Source organism: Streptomyces acidiscabies, assembly GCF_020010905.1.
Lineage (GTDB): Bacteria > Actinomycetota > Actinomycetes > Streptomycetales > Streptomycetaceae > Streptomyces > Streptomyces acidiscabies.
The window spans coordinates 389,112-402,881 of sequence record NZ_JAGJBY010000001.1; the positions used below are offsets into that span (position 1 = coordinate 389,112).

Here is a 13,770-nt window from a genome sequence, read left to right on the forward strand (position 1 = left end):
CCCGGCGAGTGCTAGGAATCGCACATGCCGCAAGGATCCTCGCAGCCGAAGCCACCGACCCGTCCGCCCCGCCCGCCCCGACCGCACCGCGTCGTCCTGATCGTCGACGACAACTCCAACCCCTTCGAGATGAGCTGCGCGATCGAGATCTTCGGCCTGCGCCGCCCCGAACTCGGCCGTGAGCTGTACGACTTCGCCCTCTGCGCGGCCGACCCGCACACGCGCATGCGCGACGGCTTCTTCACGCTCACCGGAGTGGCCGGCCTGGAGGCCGCCGAGGACGCGGACACGCTGATCGTCCCGAACCGCCCCGACGCGCTCGTCCCGCGCACGCGTACGGTCCTCGACGTGATCCGGCGCGCGCACGCGCGAGGAGCGCGGCTGGTCGGCTTCTGCTCGGGCGCGTTCACGATCGCCGAGGCGGGTCTCCTGGACGGCAGACGTGCCGCGTGCCACTGGATGTGGCAGGAGTCGTTCCGGACGCGCTTCCCGCGCGTGCTGCTCGAACCGGACGTCCTGTTCGTTGACGACGGCGACATCCTCACCGCCTCCGGCAGCGCCTCCGCGCTGGACCTCGGCCTGCACGTCGTACGGCGGGACCACGGCGTGGAGATCGCCAATGCGGTGTCCCGGCGTCTCGTGTTCGCCGCCAACCGCGACGGCGGCCAGCGCCAGTTCGTCGAACGCCCCGTCCCGCACGTCCCCGACGAATCCCTCGCCCCGCTCCTGGAGTGGGCCCAGGAGCGCCTCGGCACCCCCCTGACGGTCGCCGACCTCGCCGGCCACGCCTCCGTCTCCCCCGCGACCCTCCACCGCCGTTTCCGCGCCCAGCTCGGCACGACGCCGCTCGCCTGGCTCACCGGCGAACGCGTCGCGCTCGCGTGCCGGCTGATCGAGCGCGGCGAGGAACGGCTGGACGTCGTCGCCGCGCGCGCGGGCCTGGGGACGGCGGCGAACCTCCGCGCACGCGTACGGCACGCGACCGGACTGAGCCCGTCGGCGTACAGGCGGCGTTTCGGACCCGGCGGCGGGGAAGCCGTACCGGCATGAGATTCCTGGTACGCGACCGGCTCCTCGGCTTCGGCGAGGACTACTGGATCGAGGACGACCGAGGCCAGAAGGTGTTCCTGGTCGACGGCAAGGCGATGCGGCTGCGGGACACCTTCGAGCTGAAGGACACGCGTGGGCGCGTCCTCATCGACATCCACCAGAAGATGTTCGCCCTGCGCGACACGATGGTGATCGAGCGGGAGGGCGAGGCGCTGGCGACCGTCCGCCGCAAGCGCCTCTCCCTGCTGCGCAACCACTACCGCGTGTCCCTCGTCGACGGCACCGACCTCGACGTCAGCGGCAAGATCATGGACCGGGAGTTCGCCGTCGAGTACGACGGTGAGCTGCTCGCGGTGATCTCCCGGCGCTGGCTGCACGTGCGCGAGACGTACGGCGTGGACGTCGTCCGCGAGGACGCGGACCCGGCGCTGCTGATCGCGGTGACGGTGTGCGTCATCCATCTCGCGGAGAAGGAGCGCGAGGACGACTGACCCTCAGCCGACCCGGCGCCACAAACCCCGGCCGGCCCACCACCCACCCCTCACCTCTCCGGCGCGGTCAACCCCAGCATCCGGTCCTTCAACGCCGGAAAAACCTCCCGCGTCTCCCCCACCCGCCCCGGCTCGAACTCCACGGTGAGGACCTCCTCACCGTGGCCCGCCTCCCCCACCACAGCCCCCCACGGATCTACCACGATCGAGTGACCCGCCTGGGGAACCCCGGCATGCGTCCCGGCCGTTCCACAAGCAACGACGAACGCCTGGTTCTCGACAGCCCGTGCCTGAGCCAGCAGCGTCCAGTGGGACCGGCGGCGCTCCGGCCAGCCCGCCGACAGCACCAGGGTCTCGGCGCCCAAGTCGACGAGACCGCGGAACAGTTCGGGGAAACGGAGGTCGTAGCAGGTGGCGAGACCCACGACGGTGTCAGGCAGACGGACGGTCACGAGTTCGCGCCCCGCGCCCATCAACACGGCCTCGCCCTGGTCGAAGCCGAACCGATGGATCTTGCGGTAGGTCGCGGCGAGGTCACCGCTCGGTGAGAAAAAGAGGGAGGTGTTGTAGAGGGCCCCATCGTCCCCGCGCTCGGGAATCGACCCGGCGTGCAGCCAGACCCCCGCGTCGGCGGCGGCCTTGGCCATCACGTCGTACGTCGCGCCCCGCAGCTCCTCGGACTCCGCCGAGAACAGCTCGTACGCGAACGCCCCGGTGGTCCACAGCTCAGGAAGGACGACGAGATCGGAGTCACTGCACGCACGTACGAGAGCGGCGACCCGCCCCCGCCGGTCTTCGACCGATTCGCCCTCGTCCACGGCGACTTGGATCAACGAGGCGCGCACACTACCACCGTCCTGGCATTCGAGTCGTCCACATCGGCCTACGATCGTCACACGAAAGCACTGCCGGGGGCGACCACAGCAGCGTAACTTAGCGTGCTAAGACGCCCGCCGACAGCAGCCGACAAATCCCGTTGGCAACGCCGCCATCGACCGCCGCCCGTGTACCGACCGCCGAGGGGTCCCGTTCCGTGAGTCTGCATCCCACCCTCCAGCCCTACGCCGACGCCTGGACGCACTCCATAGAAGCGATAACCGAGCTGGTGGAGCCGCTGGTGGAGGCGGACTGGAACCTCCGTACGCCGTGCCCCGGCTGGTCGGTGAGGGACGTCGTCTCACACGTCATCGGCCTGGACTGCGAGATGTACGGCGACCCGCGCCCGATCCACTCCCTGCCCCGCGACCTCTTCCACCTGACGACCGACCTCCAGCGGTACATGGAGGTCCAGGTGGACGTCCGCCGTCACCACACCTCCCCGGAGATGACGTCGGAGCTGGAGTACACGATCATCCGCCGCAACCGCCAGCTGCGGAACGAGAACCGCGACCCCGCGGCGAAGGTCCGCGGCCCGCTGGGCACGGAGCTGACCCTCGAAGCGTCCATGCGCTCCCACGCGTTCAACGTCTGGGTGCACGAACAGGACCTCCGCGCGGCCCTCAACCGCCCCGGCAACCTCGACTCCCCCGGCGCGCACATCGCCCGTGACGTCCTCCTCGACGCGCTCCCCGCGATCGTCGCCGAGAAGTCGAACGCCCCCCGCAGCTCGGCGATCGTCTTCGACATCACCGGCCCGGTCGAGTTCCTGCGCACGATCCGCGTCGACATGCAGGGCAGGGGCACCCTGGAGACGGTCCCCGCGCTGGGCCCCGCCGCCTCCTTCGTCCTCGACTGGGAGACGTACGTGCGGCTGGCCTGTGGCCGCGTCACCCTGGACACCGTCGCCGACCGCGTCAAGGCGGAGGGCGACCCGGAGCTGACGGCGGCGATCCTCAGAAACTTCACGGTCACGCCGTAGCGGGTACGGAGGCCAAGGCGGGCGGTCATATGAACGCCCGCGCCGGCCTCGTACCCGTACCCCCCGGCTCAAGCCGGAACGTGCACCGTCTCCACCCGAGACGCCACCAACCGCTCCCGCTCCCGCCGCGCCGCCCTCTTCCGCAGCCGCAGCACCTGACCGACTCCGATCGCCTGGAGAACGAAAACGAACGAGAACGCGATCCCGTAGTTGTCGTCGGTCGCGTCGAGCAGGACGCCGATCGCGAACAAAGTGGTCATCGACGCCGTGAAGCCGCCGATGTTGGTGATGCCGGAGGCGGTGCCCTGGCGCTCGGGCGGGTTCGCGGGGCGCGCGAAGTCGAAGCCGATCATGGACGCCGGTCCGCAGGCGCCGAGGACGACGCAGAGCAGGACGAGCACCCAGGTCGGCGCGTGGTCGCCGGGGTAGCCGATCGCGAGGGCCCACGCCACGGCCGTAGCGAAGACAGTGCCCAGCGCCAGCGGCAGCCGCGCCTCGTGGTGCCGGGCGATGAGCTGGCCGTACACCACACCGAAGACCATGTTCGACAGGACGACGAGGGTCAGCAGACCGCCCGCCGCGCCGCGCGTCAGCCCCTGGCCCTGGACCAGGAACGGCATCCCCCACAGCAGCAGGAACACCATCGCCGGGAACTGGGTCGTGAAGTGCACCCACATCCCCAGCCGCGTCCCCGGCTCGCGCCAGGCGGTGGCGATCTGGCGGCGGACGTACGCGGCGCCCTGATGCGGCATCGGACCGGACTCGTACCCGTCCGGACGGTCCTTCAGAAACAGCACCAGCGGTACGAGGACGACGATCCCGAGCCCGGCGCTGCCCGCGAACGCGGCGGTCCAGCCGACGCCGTGCAGGAGCCGCGCGATGACCAGCGTCGACATCAGGTTCCCGGCGACCCCCGCGAGCCCGGCGAGCTGCGCGACCATCGGGCCGCGCCGCGCGGGGAACCAGCGGCTGCCGAGCCGCAGGACGGAGATGAAGGTCATGGCGTCGCCGCAGCCGAGCAGCGCGCGCGACGCGAGGGCGGTGCCGTACGTCGGTGACAGCGCGAACCCGAGCTGTCCCGCCGTGAACAGCACGACGCCGATGGTCAGCACCCGCTTCGTACCGAGCCGGTCGACGAGCAGGCCGACCGGTATCTGCATCCCGGCGTACACGAGGAGCTGGAGGATCGAGAACGTCGACAGCGCGGAGGCGCCGACGTGGAAGCGGTCGGCGGCGTCGAGGCCGGCGACCCCCAGCGACGTACGGAAGATGACGGCGACGAAGTAGACCGACACTCCGATGGACCACATGACGACAGCGCGGCGCCCGCCGGGCGGGTCACCCGGGAGAGTGGAGTTCCTCACCGGACATCGCCCCGGGCGAGGTGCGCGAACCAGTCGACGTGGCGGCAGACGATGGATACGGCGGCCTCGGCGTCGCCGGACCGCAGCGCGTCGAGGATCTGCTCGTGCTCGACGAGGGACTTGGCGATCCGGTCGGGGTGCGCGTGCATGATCGCGACGCCCATCCTCAGCTGCCGGTCGCGGAGTTGGTCGTAGAGCCGGGTAAGAATCTCGTTGCCGCCGCTGCGGACGATCTCGGCGTGGAAGCACCGGTCGGTGACGGCCGCGGCGGCCAGATCGCCGCGCCCCGCCTCCTCCTTCTGCCGCTCCAGCAGTTCCGCGAGCCGCTCGATCAGGGCCGCGGGCGCGGGGACCGCCTTGCGGACGGCGTGCTTCTCGATCAGCAGCCGGGTCTCGACGACGTCGGCGATCTCCTGCGCGGAGACCGGCAGGACCAGCGCGCCCTTCTTCGGGTACAGCCTGATCAGGCCCTCGACCTCCAGGCGCAGCAGCGCTTCCCTGACCGGGGTCCGCGAAACCCCTACGGCGTCGGCGAGTTCGCCTTCGGTGAGGAGGGTGCCGCCTTCGTAGCGGCGGTCCAGGACGCCCTGTTTGACGTGGGCGTAGACGCGTTCGGCGGCGGGTTGCCTGGTGGCGGGGACGGGTGGGGCTGACGGCATGCGGACAGGATAGATACAACACGTACGCAAGAGGGGAACCGTTTCACCATGCGGACGGTGATCTTGTCCGAAAACCTCACCTTCCCCAAGAGATTCAAAATTCCCGGAACCGTACGCACAACTTTCTGTGCTAGGTACGTGTCACAAGTGTGCGGCCACTGCTCGTCCCCCCACCCAATCCGGCCGCATTCAGGGGCATTTCAACGTAATCGGGGTATTTCAGTTGATAACCGCACTCAAGGGCAAGCCGGTCCGCAGAGCCGCCGCCGTCACCGCGACGGCCGTCGCGATGCTCGCGACCGGCGCCCTCGCCGCGGCTCCCGCGCAGGCCGTCACCGCGCCGTCGATCGCGGCCAAGGCCGGCTATGTGATGAACAACGCGAGCGGGAAGGCGTACGGCAAGGCCGCCACCACGAAGCTCTCCACCGGTTCCACCACGAAGATCATGACCGCCGCTGTCGTTCTGTCTCAGCCGAAGCTGAACCTGAACGACAAGGTCACGATCCAGATGGCCTACAGCGACTACATCGTCAAGAACAACGCGTCGTCGGCCAAGCTGATCGTCGGCGACAAGGTGACCGTCCGTCAGCTGCTGTACGGGCTGATGCTGCCGTCCGGCTGCGACGCCGCCTACGCGCTCGCCGACAAGTACGGCACGGGATCCACCCGTGACGCGCGCGTCAAGAACTTCATCTCCAAGATGAACGCCAAGGCGAAGTCGTTCGGCATGAAGAACACGTCCTTCGACTCCTTCGACGGCATCGGCAACGGCAAGAACGCGTCGACCGCGCAGGACCTCACGACCCTCGCGAAGAACGCGCTCAAGGACGCGAACTTCCGGGCGATCGTGAAGACCAAGTCGTACACGGCCACGACGGTCACGAAGACCGGCACCAGCCGGAAGATGGCCGCGTGGACCAACACGAACACGCTGCTGTCGAGCTACAGCGGCACGATCGGGGTCAAGACGGGGTCGGGTCCCGAGGCGAAGTACTGCCTCGTGTTCGCGGCGACGCGTAACGGCAAGACCATGGTCGGCACGGTCCTCGCGTCCACGAACGCGACGGTCCGCGCGCAGGACGCGACGAAGCTGCTCAACTACGGGTTCGCGAACCTGAAGTAGGTCGTGTGCGAGGGGGCCCACCGCGCGGGTTGCGGTGGGCCCCCTCGGCGTTTGCTGGGGACCGAACATCCGACACAATCGCGTCCCATGGACGTACTGATGCCCGTGCTCGTGATCCTGCTCGTGGGCGGGATCTTCGCCGTCGTGATCACCGCGTTCGCGCGCAGTCGCAGGAGCCAGGTGGAGGGTGCCGAGGCGAGGGCCCAGGCCGTACAGGTGGCTCAGGGGCGGGGGTGGGGGTACCAGGAGGCCACGTACGGGGTGATCGACCGGCTCTGCGGGATGGCGCCGCTGCCCGTCAGCGGGAGCCGGCTGCTCGGGCGGCACTACATCAGCGGGGAGCAGCGGGGGCGGAGCTTCTGCTGCTTCGAGTACACGACCGGGACCATCGGGGTCGACGGCACCGGTCCGGGACCCAACCGGCCCGTGTACTGGACCGTGTTCGCGGTCACCGCGCCGGGCACCGGACCCGAGCTGGTCGTACGGCGGCCCGAGGCGCTGGACGGGGTGGCGCGGCGCGGGCGTACGGTGCGGCTCGGGGTGCCGGAGTTCGACGAGGCATTCACCGTGCTCGCGGACGACGAGGCATTCGCCCGTGCCGCTCTGGCCGACGGGGTCGTGCCCTTCCTGGCCGCGAACCCGCAGGCGGCCCCGGTCCGGCTGCACGGCGGCGAGCTGATCACCTGGTACAAGGGGCGGCTCACGCCGCAGGGGATGGACGAGCACCTCGCGTATCTGTACGACGTGCTCGACCGGATTCCTGCGCGGGTCTGGTCCGCCTAGCTCCCGTCGGCCCGCACCGAGCGGACGAACTCCTTGAAGTCCTCCAGGACTTCCGGGAGTTGTTCCGGCTTCGCGGTGAGCACCAGCTCGATCACGGCCCGCTTCGCCGGGTTCTTCGTGTCCTCCAGGCCCAGGTAGACCTGGCTCTGCGCCAGCTCCAGCGGGGCGCCGTGGAGGGTCGTGGACAGGCGCAGGTTCTGCACCACTCCGGGGGAGTCCGTCAGGCCCGGCAGGTCCGGAGTGCCCACGTCCTGCTTCTTGAGGACCTGGACCTCTCCCGCCTGCGCGAGCCGCCGCACCGACTCGTACGCGATCTGGCGGATGGTCGCGCCGTCGTTGCGCATCCGGCCGGCGATGGTGATGTTCGCCGTGAAGCCGCCGTCGACGGACGCGGGGTGGAGCGCCACGAAGGCGACCGAGGGTGCGCCCACCTCGTCCGGCGGGGCGGGCTGCCAGCCGTCCGGCAGCGAGAACGAGATCTTGACCGGCAACGTGGTGGCCATGGTGAATCCGATTCCTTCATGTTCCTTCATGAGCGGACGACGGGTGGCTGAGCCCGGGGCCTAGAGCCAGCCGCCAAGCGTGTGGTCCCAGGCGTAGTCCGCCGCATCGCCGACCGCGTCCGCAGCGTCGCCGACCGTGTCGAGGACCTCGGCCGGGTCCACGGTGATCTGGTACCCCACCTTGGCGCCGACGCCCAGACCGACGCCCAGCTCACCGCCGATGTGGTACTTGCCGTCCTCCCCCTTGCCGACGTCGATACCGGCCGCGGCGCCCGCCCCCGCCCAGGCTTCGCCGGTCACACCCGCGCCGACACCGGCCACGGACGCGGACACCGACCCCTCTGCCTTGGCACCAGCGAACGCCTCCGCACCGCCGTGCAGTCCGTCCTTGCCGGCCCTGAGCCTGGTCTCGGCGTTCGCGCCGACGAACGCGCTGCCCGACGCCTGGGCGCCGAGGATGCCGTACTCGACACCGCCCTTGGCCTCGGCCTTGGCGAGGTACGCGCTGCCGGTCGCCTTCAGCTCCAGGTTGCCGTCCGTGATCCCGGCCACGGCGGAACCGTCCAGGCCCAGCAGCTTGACGCCGGCCTCCCCGGACAGCTTGACGCCGCCCACGGTGACCTCGCCCTTGGCGTCCTTGGACCAGACCTCGGCACCGCCGGTGACCTCGGCGATCCGCACCGACCAGCTGACCTTGCCGGTGGGGTCCTCGGCGGGGGCGTTCGGGTTCTGGTGGCCCCAGTTCCGCTTGTGCTGGTCGGCCGGGTTGTTGCCGTACTGCCACAGCTCCTCGGCGGGCGCGGAGGTGCTCTGGCCGATGCCGAGGTCCTTGGCGAGGTCCGCCGCCTGGTGCAGCCAGTTGGGGCTGTCGGGAGCGCCGCCGGCCAGCTGTCCGAGTTCGGTCGACAGGGTGCCGGCCGCCTCCTGCGTCTGGGTGCGCGCGGTGCCGAGCACCTGCTGCGCCGCCGCGTGGTCACCGGCGTCCCACTTCTCGATCGCGTCGGCGGCCTGGCCCTGGGCCCAGCGCAGTACGCCGAGGTACGCGTTGATGGATTTCGCCGCTCCCGCCATGTGGTCGGAGGCGATGTACCAGTTGCCCTTCTCCCCGGAGAGGCTCTTCCAGAACGCGTCGCTGGCCTCGCCTTTCCAGCCGGGGACCTTCACGTCCTTCAGATTCGACCCGACGTCGTCGAATTTCCCCGACCATTTCGTCATGGTCTCGGCGAGTTCGGTCAACGCGTGGACATCACCGGGAATGAGTGCTTGCGGATCTTTTGTCGATCCGAGTGAGGCTGCCACCGTTCGCCCTAGTCGGTCTTGACGGAGTTCACGGTGTTGTGGACGTCTCCGTCCGTGTTCTTGAAAGTGCTCGACGACGAGGTGACACCCGCCGCGATCTTCGCGGTACGGCCGCTGAGGATCTGCGCGCCCACCTGCCACGTACCGCAGAACGCGGCGAACGCCTCGGCCGCCGCCGACTCCCCGAACGCCCCGCTCCGGCCCGCCGTGCCTTCGAGGCTGAAGCCCTCGGTCGGCCGCAGCGCCTCCACGACGTCCTTGGCACCCTTCTTCAAGGTGTCGGAATCCGCACCCAGATCGGGTTCAGCCATGGCTGAACTCCCCCTTCGTCCCACCGGCCGGAATCGGCCGTGTCCACCCGTGTACGCGCCCGGTCGGCGCGCGCCTGACGATCGGCGCGCGAAGCGTAGCACCGGGGGTGCACTGGTACGGGGGGGCGAACGCGCTCACGCATCTCGTGGAGGGGACACGAGCAGAGTCAGCCTGGCGCTCGGTGCGTACGGGGCCGGTGGGTCGATCTCCATGCCGAGTTCCGCCAGGGCTAGGGCGTGCTCGGACTCCTCCGGACCGAGCGCGAGGAGTTCGTGGATCTCGCCGGTGAGGCGGGCGACGAGGTGGGGCCTCGCCCTCCTCGACGCCGTGTCCGATGTGGTCGGCCAGGCAGGACAGCCACTGCCGGATGCCGTCCTCGGGTACGCCGACGTCCGGCAGCGCGTAGCACTCGCCCAGCCGCAGCCTCAGCCGTCCCGGCGGGTTCTCGGCGTACTCCCTCAACTGCCGTTCCGCCTGCGCGAGCGCCCAGGGGCGGGTGTGCCAGGTGTGGCGCAGGTAGGCGGTGAGGGCCTGGCGGGGACTCTCCGAGGTGTCGTCGGCCGGCTGCCCGGTGAACGCGCGCATCACCTGGTCGAGTTCGCCGTAGCGGCGGTCATGTTCGAGGGGGGCAGGGGCATGGGGTCAGCTTTCGGACTACAGGTAGACAGGAAAGGTGGCGTGTACGACGGACCCGTGCGGGCTTCCCTGTTCCCGCCGGAGCACCACTCGTGCCGCCCTCACCTCGACCGGTCCCCTCCCCACGGCCCCCCCTCCCGCGACGGCCACGCCACCGACGCCCTCCGTCGTCCTGTTCCATACGTCCAGGAAGAGGCCGGCGATCTCGGCGAACACTTCCGGCACGGTGCCGCACTGGATCGTCGTGGACTTGCCGGCTCCGTCGACGCCGACGAATCCGGTCACCTCGCCCGGATCAGTTCCGGGCTACGGCGATCACCTGCAAGAGGATCACGGCGTGTGCGAATACGCAGATTCCCCACGCGGAAGCGCCGCGCATCCCGTTCCGGAACACTGTCACCCAACCTGCCGCCAGCAATATCACGGACAATGCGACGGAAATCCAGGAAAGCGCGAGCCAGGGGGCGGAAAGGTCTGTGAAGAATCCGAGAGCCGCAGCGGGGACGAGGGCCAGCAGAGGAAGAACCCAGCTGCTCTCCCCCGCGCCGCGAGCGGTGTCGGGGGTGGTGCCGGTCATCCGGTGCTCCGTTCTGCGGGGAGGGCGGCGACCACGGAAACGTCCGCCGTCCGTGAAGCGTTGCGATTCATTTGTCCTCCCTTGCGTCGCCGTAAGAGGGAGAAAGCCCTGACTCCTTTCCCCCGATTACGTGGTCGCGTGAAGTCTCGAATGGCGGGATGCCGGGCATGCCCAAACATTACCGAGAAGACGATCACTTCACCATCATGGAATCGGCCAGCGCGGGCGCATCGAGGCTGGAAGGTTTTCTCCGTCGCGCCGCGAGAGCCAAGGTCTGGACGAGGTGGGTCAGGGAGCGGGCTCCGGGCTCGTCGTCCGCGTATCTGGGGATCCGTAGGGGAGCCACCTCGTCCAGGACGATGTCCTCGCGGGCGAGCACGTACCCGAGTGCGAGGAGGGCCGAACGTCCGTTGCCGTCCTCGAAAGGGTGGAAGAAGGAGATGTCGAGGTAGAGGCGTGCGGCTCTGGCAGCGACGGGGGCGGGGCCGGTCGCCTCCGCCAGGCACGCGTCGAACAGGGCCGGGGTCCCGGCGTCCACCCCGTACCGCTCGTCCCCGCCCTTCGCGAACGCGGGAAACCGGCGGAACGCGAGCTGCTCCCGGCCGAGGACCAGGCTCTGCCAGGCGACGAGACGCGGGAAGTCGAGAGACCGTCCCGCCTCGGCGTCCTTCCGTACGGAACTCCACGCGTTCCGGAAGCGTTCCTCATGTACGACCGTGAGGTGCGCGATTCCGTCCCGGCGCCCTCGGATCGGTCCCGTCAGCGGGGCGGCCGTCTCCTCCCAGCCAATCTGCGAACGCACCCTCAGCCAGGCGGCGAGGTCGTCACGCATCATGCGCCCCGATGGCCGACCGGACCCGGCCCACGGCCTCGGCGTCGGGGGAGACCCAGCTCCTGAACTCCGAGTCCACCAAGGCGTCCGCCAGCTCTTCCGCCTCGATCGCCGGCATGCCGGTCGTCTCCAGGTACCACGCGATCGCGTCCTCGCAGGCCGGCAGCCACAGCTCGCCCGCGTCCGTCCGCTCGACGACGAGCGTCACGAGGGGGGCGACGGCTCGTGCGCGGGCCTTCCGGATCTCGTCCGCGTCGGCGTCCGGTGCGGGGGCCAGTGAGGCGAAGGCCGCTGCGAGGTCTTCGAGCCAGGTCCGCCATTGCAGCAGGACGCTGGTGTATCTGCGCGCGAGTTGTTCGGGGTCGTCGGAATATGCGGGGAGTTCCCTGATGAGGGCGCCGGAGTGTCTGTGCTCGTCGACCGAGCCCAGCGCCCGATAGGCCCACCTCCCGAAACGCTCACCGAGACCGAGAGCGACAGAACACTCCGAACCGGCCGAGGAGGAGACGACCTCGCGGACGCCGGGGAGCGCGGTATCGGGGTCGAAGGGGTGACGGGCCGGATCGACGTCCTGCCATCCCTTGAACACGGGGAACTGAGCGAGGGGGATGGCTGTTCCTTACGAAGGCTCAGAGCGCCTTGAGGAGGGAGGTCCAGGTGGAGGGGGTGAGGTGGAGGAGGGGGCCGGTGGGGTTCTTCGAGTCGCGTACGGCGATGGTGCCGGGGATGTTGCGGGCGACCTCTACGCAATGCTGACCGTCGCTGCCACCGCTGTAGCTGGACTTGACGAACTCGAACGCGGCCACCTCGACTACATCTCCTTCAGGATCCCCTCGATCAGCTTGACCGAGTTCTGCTGCGCGAGGCTCACCCGTGCGATCCGGTCGAAGAGCCCGTTGTGCTGGTCGGCATCAGTATCGCTCTCCAGCCAGACCGACGATGAACTGGTGTCCACATGCACCACGTCCAGAGCACCGGGTTCAGCGAACGACACGATGGTGAAGGCGCCGGTCATGCCGGCGTGAGCACCCACGTGGAAGGGCAGCACCTGCAACTTCACGTTCGGCCGTCCCGCCATGTCCCGCAGGTGCTCCAACTGTGCCCGCATCACGGCGCTTCCGCCAACGAGTTGTCGCAGGACTCCTTCGTGCACGACCGCCCACACCTCCAGCGGCCGGTCGGACCGCAGCCGTGCCTGCCGGGCCAGCCTCGCCTCGACGAAGGGCTCGATGTCGCTGGGGTCCTTCCACGACCCCGCGCCGACCGCCACCGCGCGTGCGTAGTCCGGCGTCTGCAACAGCCCCGGGATGAACGTCAGTTCCCAGATACGCATGGTCGTGGCGATGTCCTCCAGCGCGACGTACTCGACCATGGCAGGCAGCTGGGGGTACTGATTCCACCACCCCTTGGCCTTACGCCGCTCCCGGTCCGCCTTCGCCAGCGCCAGCAACCTCCCGATCATGGCCTCGTCGTTCTCGCCGTACAGATGGCACAGCGCCCGAACGTCCGGGTCCCGCAAGGGGACTTGGCCCCGCTCGATCTTCGCGACCTTGGCCACCGACGCCGTGAGCGCCTCGGCGGCATGCGCCTGGCGCAGTTCGCGTGCCTCGCGCATCTTCAGCAGTTCGCCGCCGAGCCGACGTCCCAGGACGGTGGTGATGGTGCGCCCGCGGTCCGGATTGTTCCCCACCCTGCGTCTCCCTCTATCGAGGCATCAACTTTTCTGCCATGTTCGATTGCTGCGCATGCGAACTCGACGCTACCTTAAGTGCACAACCCGCCACACGGCGAAACGAGTTGGGGATGGCACCGCGCTGCCCACACCCCACCGCACGAGGAGCTCCCCATGACCGACTCCTGCCCCGTCCCGGCCCTCATCCACTTCGACACCGTCACCTACACCCCCACCCCCCGCACCGTCCCCCTCGCCCGCCGCCACATCACCACCCTCCTCACCACCTGGGGCCACCCCGCCCTCACCCTCAACGCCGCCCTGATCACCAGCGAGTTGTGCACGAACGCGATCCTCCACGGCCGACTCCCCGGCCGCCTCTACCGCGTAGAGACGTCCCTCACCGCCAAGTCCCTACGCATCGCGGTGACCGACCCCAAGGGCGAGACCCTCCCCGAGCACCGCACCCCCGCCCCCGACACGACCACCGGCCGAGGCCTCCTGATCGTCCAACGCCTCGCGGACCGCTGGTCGGTGGAGCGGCTCACCGTCGGCAAGACGGTGTGGGCAGAGCTGGACCTCCCGGGCCGCTGAGCACCACAAGAACGCCA

Annotated in this window: 18 protein-coding genes and 1 pseudogene; 6 read left to right on the forward strand and 13 right to left on the reverse strand. The window is 69.5% G+C overall.

Features of this window, described 5'->3' with window-relative positions:
* The first annotated feature begins 24 nt into the window (after positions 1-24).
* Positions 25-1,050 (forward strand): GlxA family transcriptional regulator, encoded by a 1,026-nt coding sequence (locus J8M50_RS01745; RefSeq protein ID WP_010350620.1) that lies wholly within the window; start codon positions 25-27, stop codon positions 1,048-1,050.
* Complete coding sequence (locus J8M50_RS01750; protein ID WP_010350621.1) at positions 1,047-1,541, forward strand: LURP-one-related/scramblase family protein; 495 nt, start codon at positions 1,047-1,049, stop codon at positions 1,539-1,541. The genes J8M50_RS01745 and J8M50_RS01750 overlap by 4 nt, the downstream gene beginning before the upstream one ends.
* Positions 1,542-1,591: 50 nt before the next feature.
* Here the strand turns inward: J8M50_RS01750 and J8M50_RS01755 are convergent, their stop codons facing one another.
* Positions 1,592-2,386: a carbon-nitrogen family hydrolase gene (locus J8M50_RS01755; protein ID WP_010350623.1), complete on the reverse strand. Its 795-nt coding sequence runs from the start codon at positions 2,384-2,386 to the stop codon at positions 1,592-1,594.
* Between the two features lie 188 nt (positions 2,387-2,574).
* Between J8M50_RS01755 and J8M50_RS01760 the strand changes: the two genes are divergently transcribed.
* Positions 2,575-3,399, forward strand: coding sequence for a maleylpyruvate isomerase family mycothiol-dependent enzyme (locus J8M50_RS01760; protein ID WP_010350624.1), 825 nt, complete (start codon positions 2,575-2,577; stop codon positions 3,397-3,399).
* Between the two features lie 68 nt (positions 3,400-3,467).
* Here the strand turns inward: J8M50_RS01760 and J8M50_RS01765 are convergent, their stop codons facing one another.
* On the reverse strand, positions 3,468-4,709 hold the full coding sequence (locus tag J8M50_RS01765) for an MFS transporter (protein WP_040835338.1): 1,242 nt from the start codon (positions 4,707-4,709) through the stop codon (positions 3,468-3,470).
* A gap of 50 nt (positions 4,710-4,759) precedes the next feature.
* Positions 4,760-5,422, reverse strand: a complete 663-nt coding sequence (locus tag J8M50_RS01770) for a GntR family transcriptional regulator (RefSeq protein ID WP_010350627.1) — start codon at positions 5,420-5,422, stop codon at positions 4,760-4,762.
* A 223-nt stretch (positions 5,423-5,645) separates the two neighbouring features.
* Here J8M50_RS01770 and J8M50_RS01775 point away from each other — a divergent pair, with 223 nt between their 5' ends.
* Together J8M50_RS01775 and J8M50_RS01780 are read left to right on the forward strand one after the other, a co-directional pair.
* The gene (locus tag J8M50_RS01775) at positions 5,646-6,545 is read left to right on the forward strand and encodes a D-alanyl-D-alanine carboxypeptidase family protein (protein ID WP_010350629.1); all 900 of its coding nucleotides are present in this window, start codon (positions 5,646-5,648) and stop codon (positions 6,543-6,545) included.
* A gap of 87 nt (positions 6,546-6,632) precedes the next feature.
* Positions 6,633-7,328, forward strand: coding sequence for a hypothetical protein (locus tag J8M50_RS01780; RefSeq protein WP_010350630.1), 696 nt, complete (start codon positions 6,633-6,635; stop codon positions 7,326-7,328).
* Here the strand turns inward: J8M50_RS01780 and J8M50_RS01785 are convergent.
* The 10 genes and pseudogenes from J8M50_RS01785 to J8M50_RS01830 all read right to left on the reverse strand — a co-directional run bounded on the left by J8M50_RS01785 (position 7,325) and on the right by J8M50_RS01830 (position 13,177).
* Positions 7,325-7,831 carry a hypothetical protein gene (locus J8M50_RS01785; RefSeq protein WP_010350631.1) on the reverse strand — a complete coding sequence of 169 codons (507 nt, stop codon included), beginning with the start codon at positions 7,829-7,831 and terminating at the stop codon, positions 7,325-7,327. The genes J8M50_RS01780 and J8M50_RS01785 overlap by 4 nt on opposite strands.
* A 60-nt stretch (positions 7,832-7,891) precedes the next feature.
* A complete protein-coding gene (locus tag J8M50_RS01790; protein WP_330986371.1) occupies positions 7,892-9,130 on the reverse strand; it encodes a putative T7SS-secreted protein in 1,239 nt (412 codons plus the stop codon).
* A gap of 8 nt (positions 9,131-9,138) precedes the next feature.
* On the reverse strand, positions 9,139-9,441 hold the full coding sequence (locus J8M50_RS01795; protein WP_010350634.1) for a hypothetical protein: 303 nt from the start codon (positions 9,439-9,441) through the stop codon (positions 9,139-9,141).
* 135 nt (positions 9,442-9,576) lie between these two features.
* Positions 9,577-10,027, reverse strand: a pseudogene (locus tag J8M50_RS01800) (hypothetical protein).
* 69 nt (positions 10,028-10,096) lie between these two features.
* Positions 10,097-10,363 carry a hypothetical protein gene (locus J8M50_RS01805; protein ID WP_010350635.1) on the reverse strand — a complete coding sequence of 89 codons (267 nt, stop codon included), beginning with the start codon at positions 10,361-10,363 and terminating at the stop codon, positions 10,097-10,099.
* Between the two features lie 10 nt (positions 10,364-10,373).
* A complete protein-coding gene (locus tag J8M50_RS01810; RefSeq protein WP_010350636.1) occupies positions 10,374-10,655 on the reverse strand; it encodes a hypothetical protein in 282 nt (93 codons plus the stop codon).
* Positions 10,656-10,848: 193 nt separating this feature from the next.
* The gene (locus J8M50_RS01815; RefSeq protein ID WP_050987117.1) at positions 10,849-11,490 is read right to left on the reverse strand and encodes a Fic family protein; all 642 of its coding nucleotides are present in this window, start codon (positions 11,488-11,490) and stop codon (positions 10,849-10,851) included.
* Complete coding sequence (locus J8M50_RS01820; RefSeq protein WP_029183402.1) at positions 11,480-12,076, reverse strand: hypothetical protein; 597 nt, start codon at positions 12,074-12,076, stop codon at positions 11,480-11,482. Before J8M50_RS01820 ends, J8M50_RS01815 begins: the two co-directional genes overlap by 11 nt.
* 40 nt (positions 12,077-12,116) lie before the next feature.
* The gene (locus J8M50_RS01825) at positions 12,117-12,293 is read right to left on the reverse strand and encodes a DUF397 domain-containing protein (protein WP_010350637.1); all 177 of its coding nucleotides are present in this window, start codon (positions 12,291-12,293) and stop codon (positions 12,117-12,119) included.
* A gap of 5 nt (positions 12,294-12,298) precedes the next feature.
* Entirely contained in the window at positions 12,299-13,177 is an 879-nt protein-coding gene (locus J8M50_RS01830) for a helix-turn-helix domain-containing protein (protein WP_010350638.1), read from the reverse strand.
* Between the two features lie 156 nt (positions 13,178-13,333).
* Here J8M50_RS01830 and J8M50_RS01835 point away from each other — a divergent pair, with 156 nt between their 5' ends.
* Positions 13,334-13,753, forward strand: a complete 420-nt coding sequence (locus J8M50_RS01835) for an ATP-binding protein (protein WP_010350639.1) — start codon at positions 13,334-13,336, stop codon at positions 13,751-13,753.
* Positions 13,754-13,770 lie beyond the last annotated feature (17 nt).

Bases quoted from the DNA above. Each gene is read 5' to 3' on its own strand.
- J8M50_RS01810 (WP_010350636.1), bottom strand. From the start codon at position 10,655: ATGACCGGCACCACCCCCGACACCGCTCGCGGCGCGGGGGAGAGCAGC.
- J8M50_RS01780 (WP_010350630.1), top strand. From the start codon at position 6,633: ATGGACGTACTGATGCCCGTGCTCGTGATCCTGCTCGTGGGCGGGATC.
- J8M50_RS01815 (WP_050987117.1), bottom strand. From the start codon at position 11,490: ATGATGCGTGACGACCTCGCCGCCTGGCTGAGGGTGCGTTCGCAGATT.
- J8M50_RS01745 (WP_010350620.1), top strand. From the start codon at position 25: ATGCCGCAAGGATCCTCGCAGCCGAAGCCACCGACCCGTCCGCCCCGC.
- J8M50_RS01765 (WP_040835338.1), bottom strand. From the start codon at position 4,709: ATGTGGTCCATCGGAGTGTCGGTCTACTTCGTCGCCGTCATCTTCCGT.
- J8M50_RS01770 (WP_010350627.1), bottom strand. From the start codon at position 5,422: ATGCCGTCAGCCCCACCCGTCCCCGCCACCAGGCAACCCGCCGCCGAA.
- J8M50_RS01795 (WP_010350634.1), bottom strand. From the start codon at position 9,441: ATGGCTGAACCCGATCTGGGTGCGGATTCCGACACCTTGAAGAAGGGT.
- J8M50_RS01750 (WP_010350621.1), top strand. From the start codon at position 1,047: ATGAGATTCCTGGTACGCGACCGGCTCCTCGGCTTCGGCGAGGACTAC.
- J8M50_RS01785 (WP_010350631.1), bottom strand. From the start codon at position 7,831: ATGGCCACCACGTTGCCGGTCAAGATCTCGTTCTCGCTGCCGGACGGC.
- J8M50_RS01835 (WP_010350639.1), top strand. From the start codon at position 13,334: ATGACCGACTCCTGCCCCGTCCCGGCCCTCATCCACTTCGACACCGTC.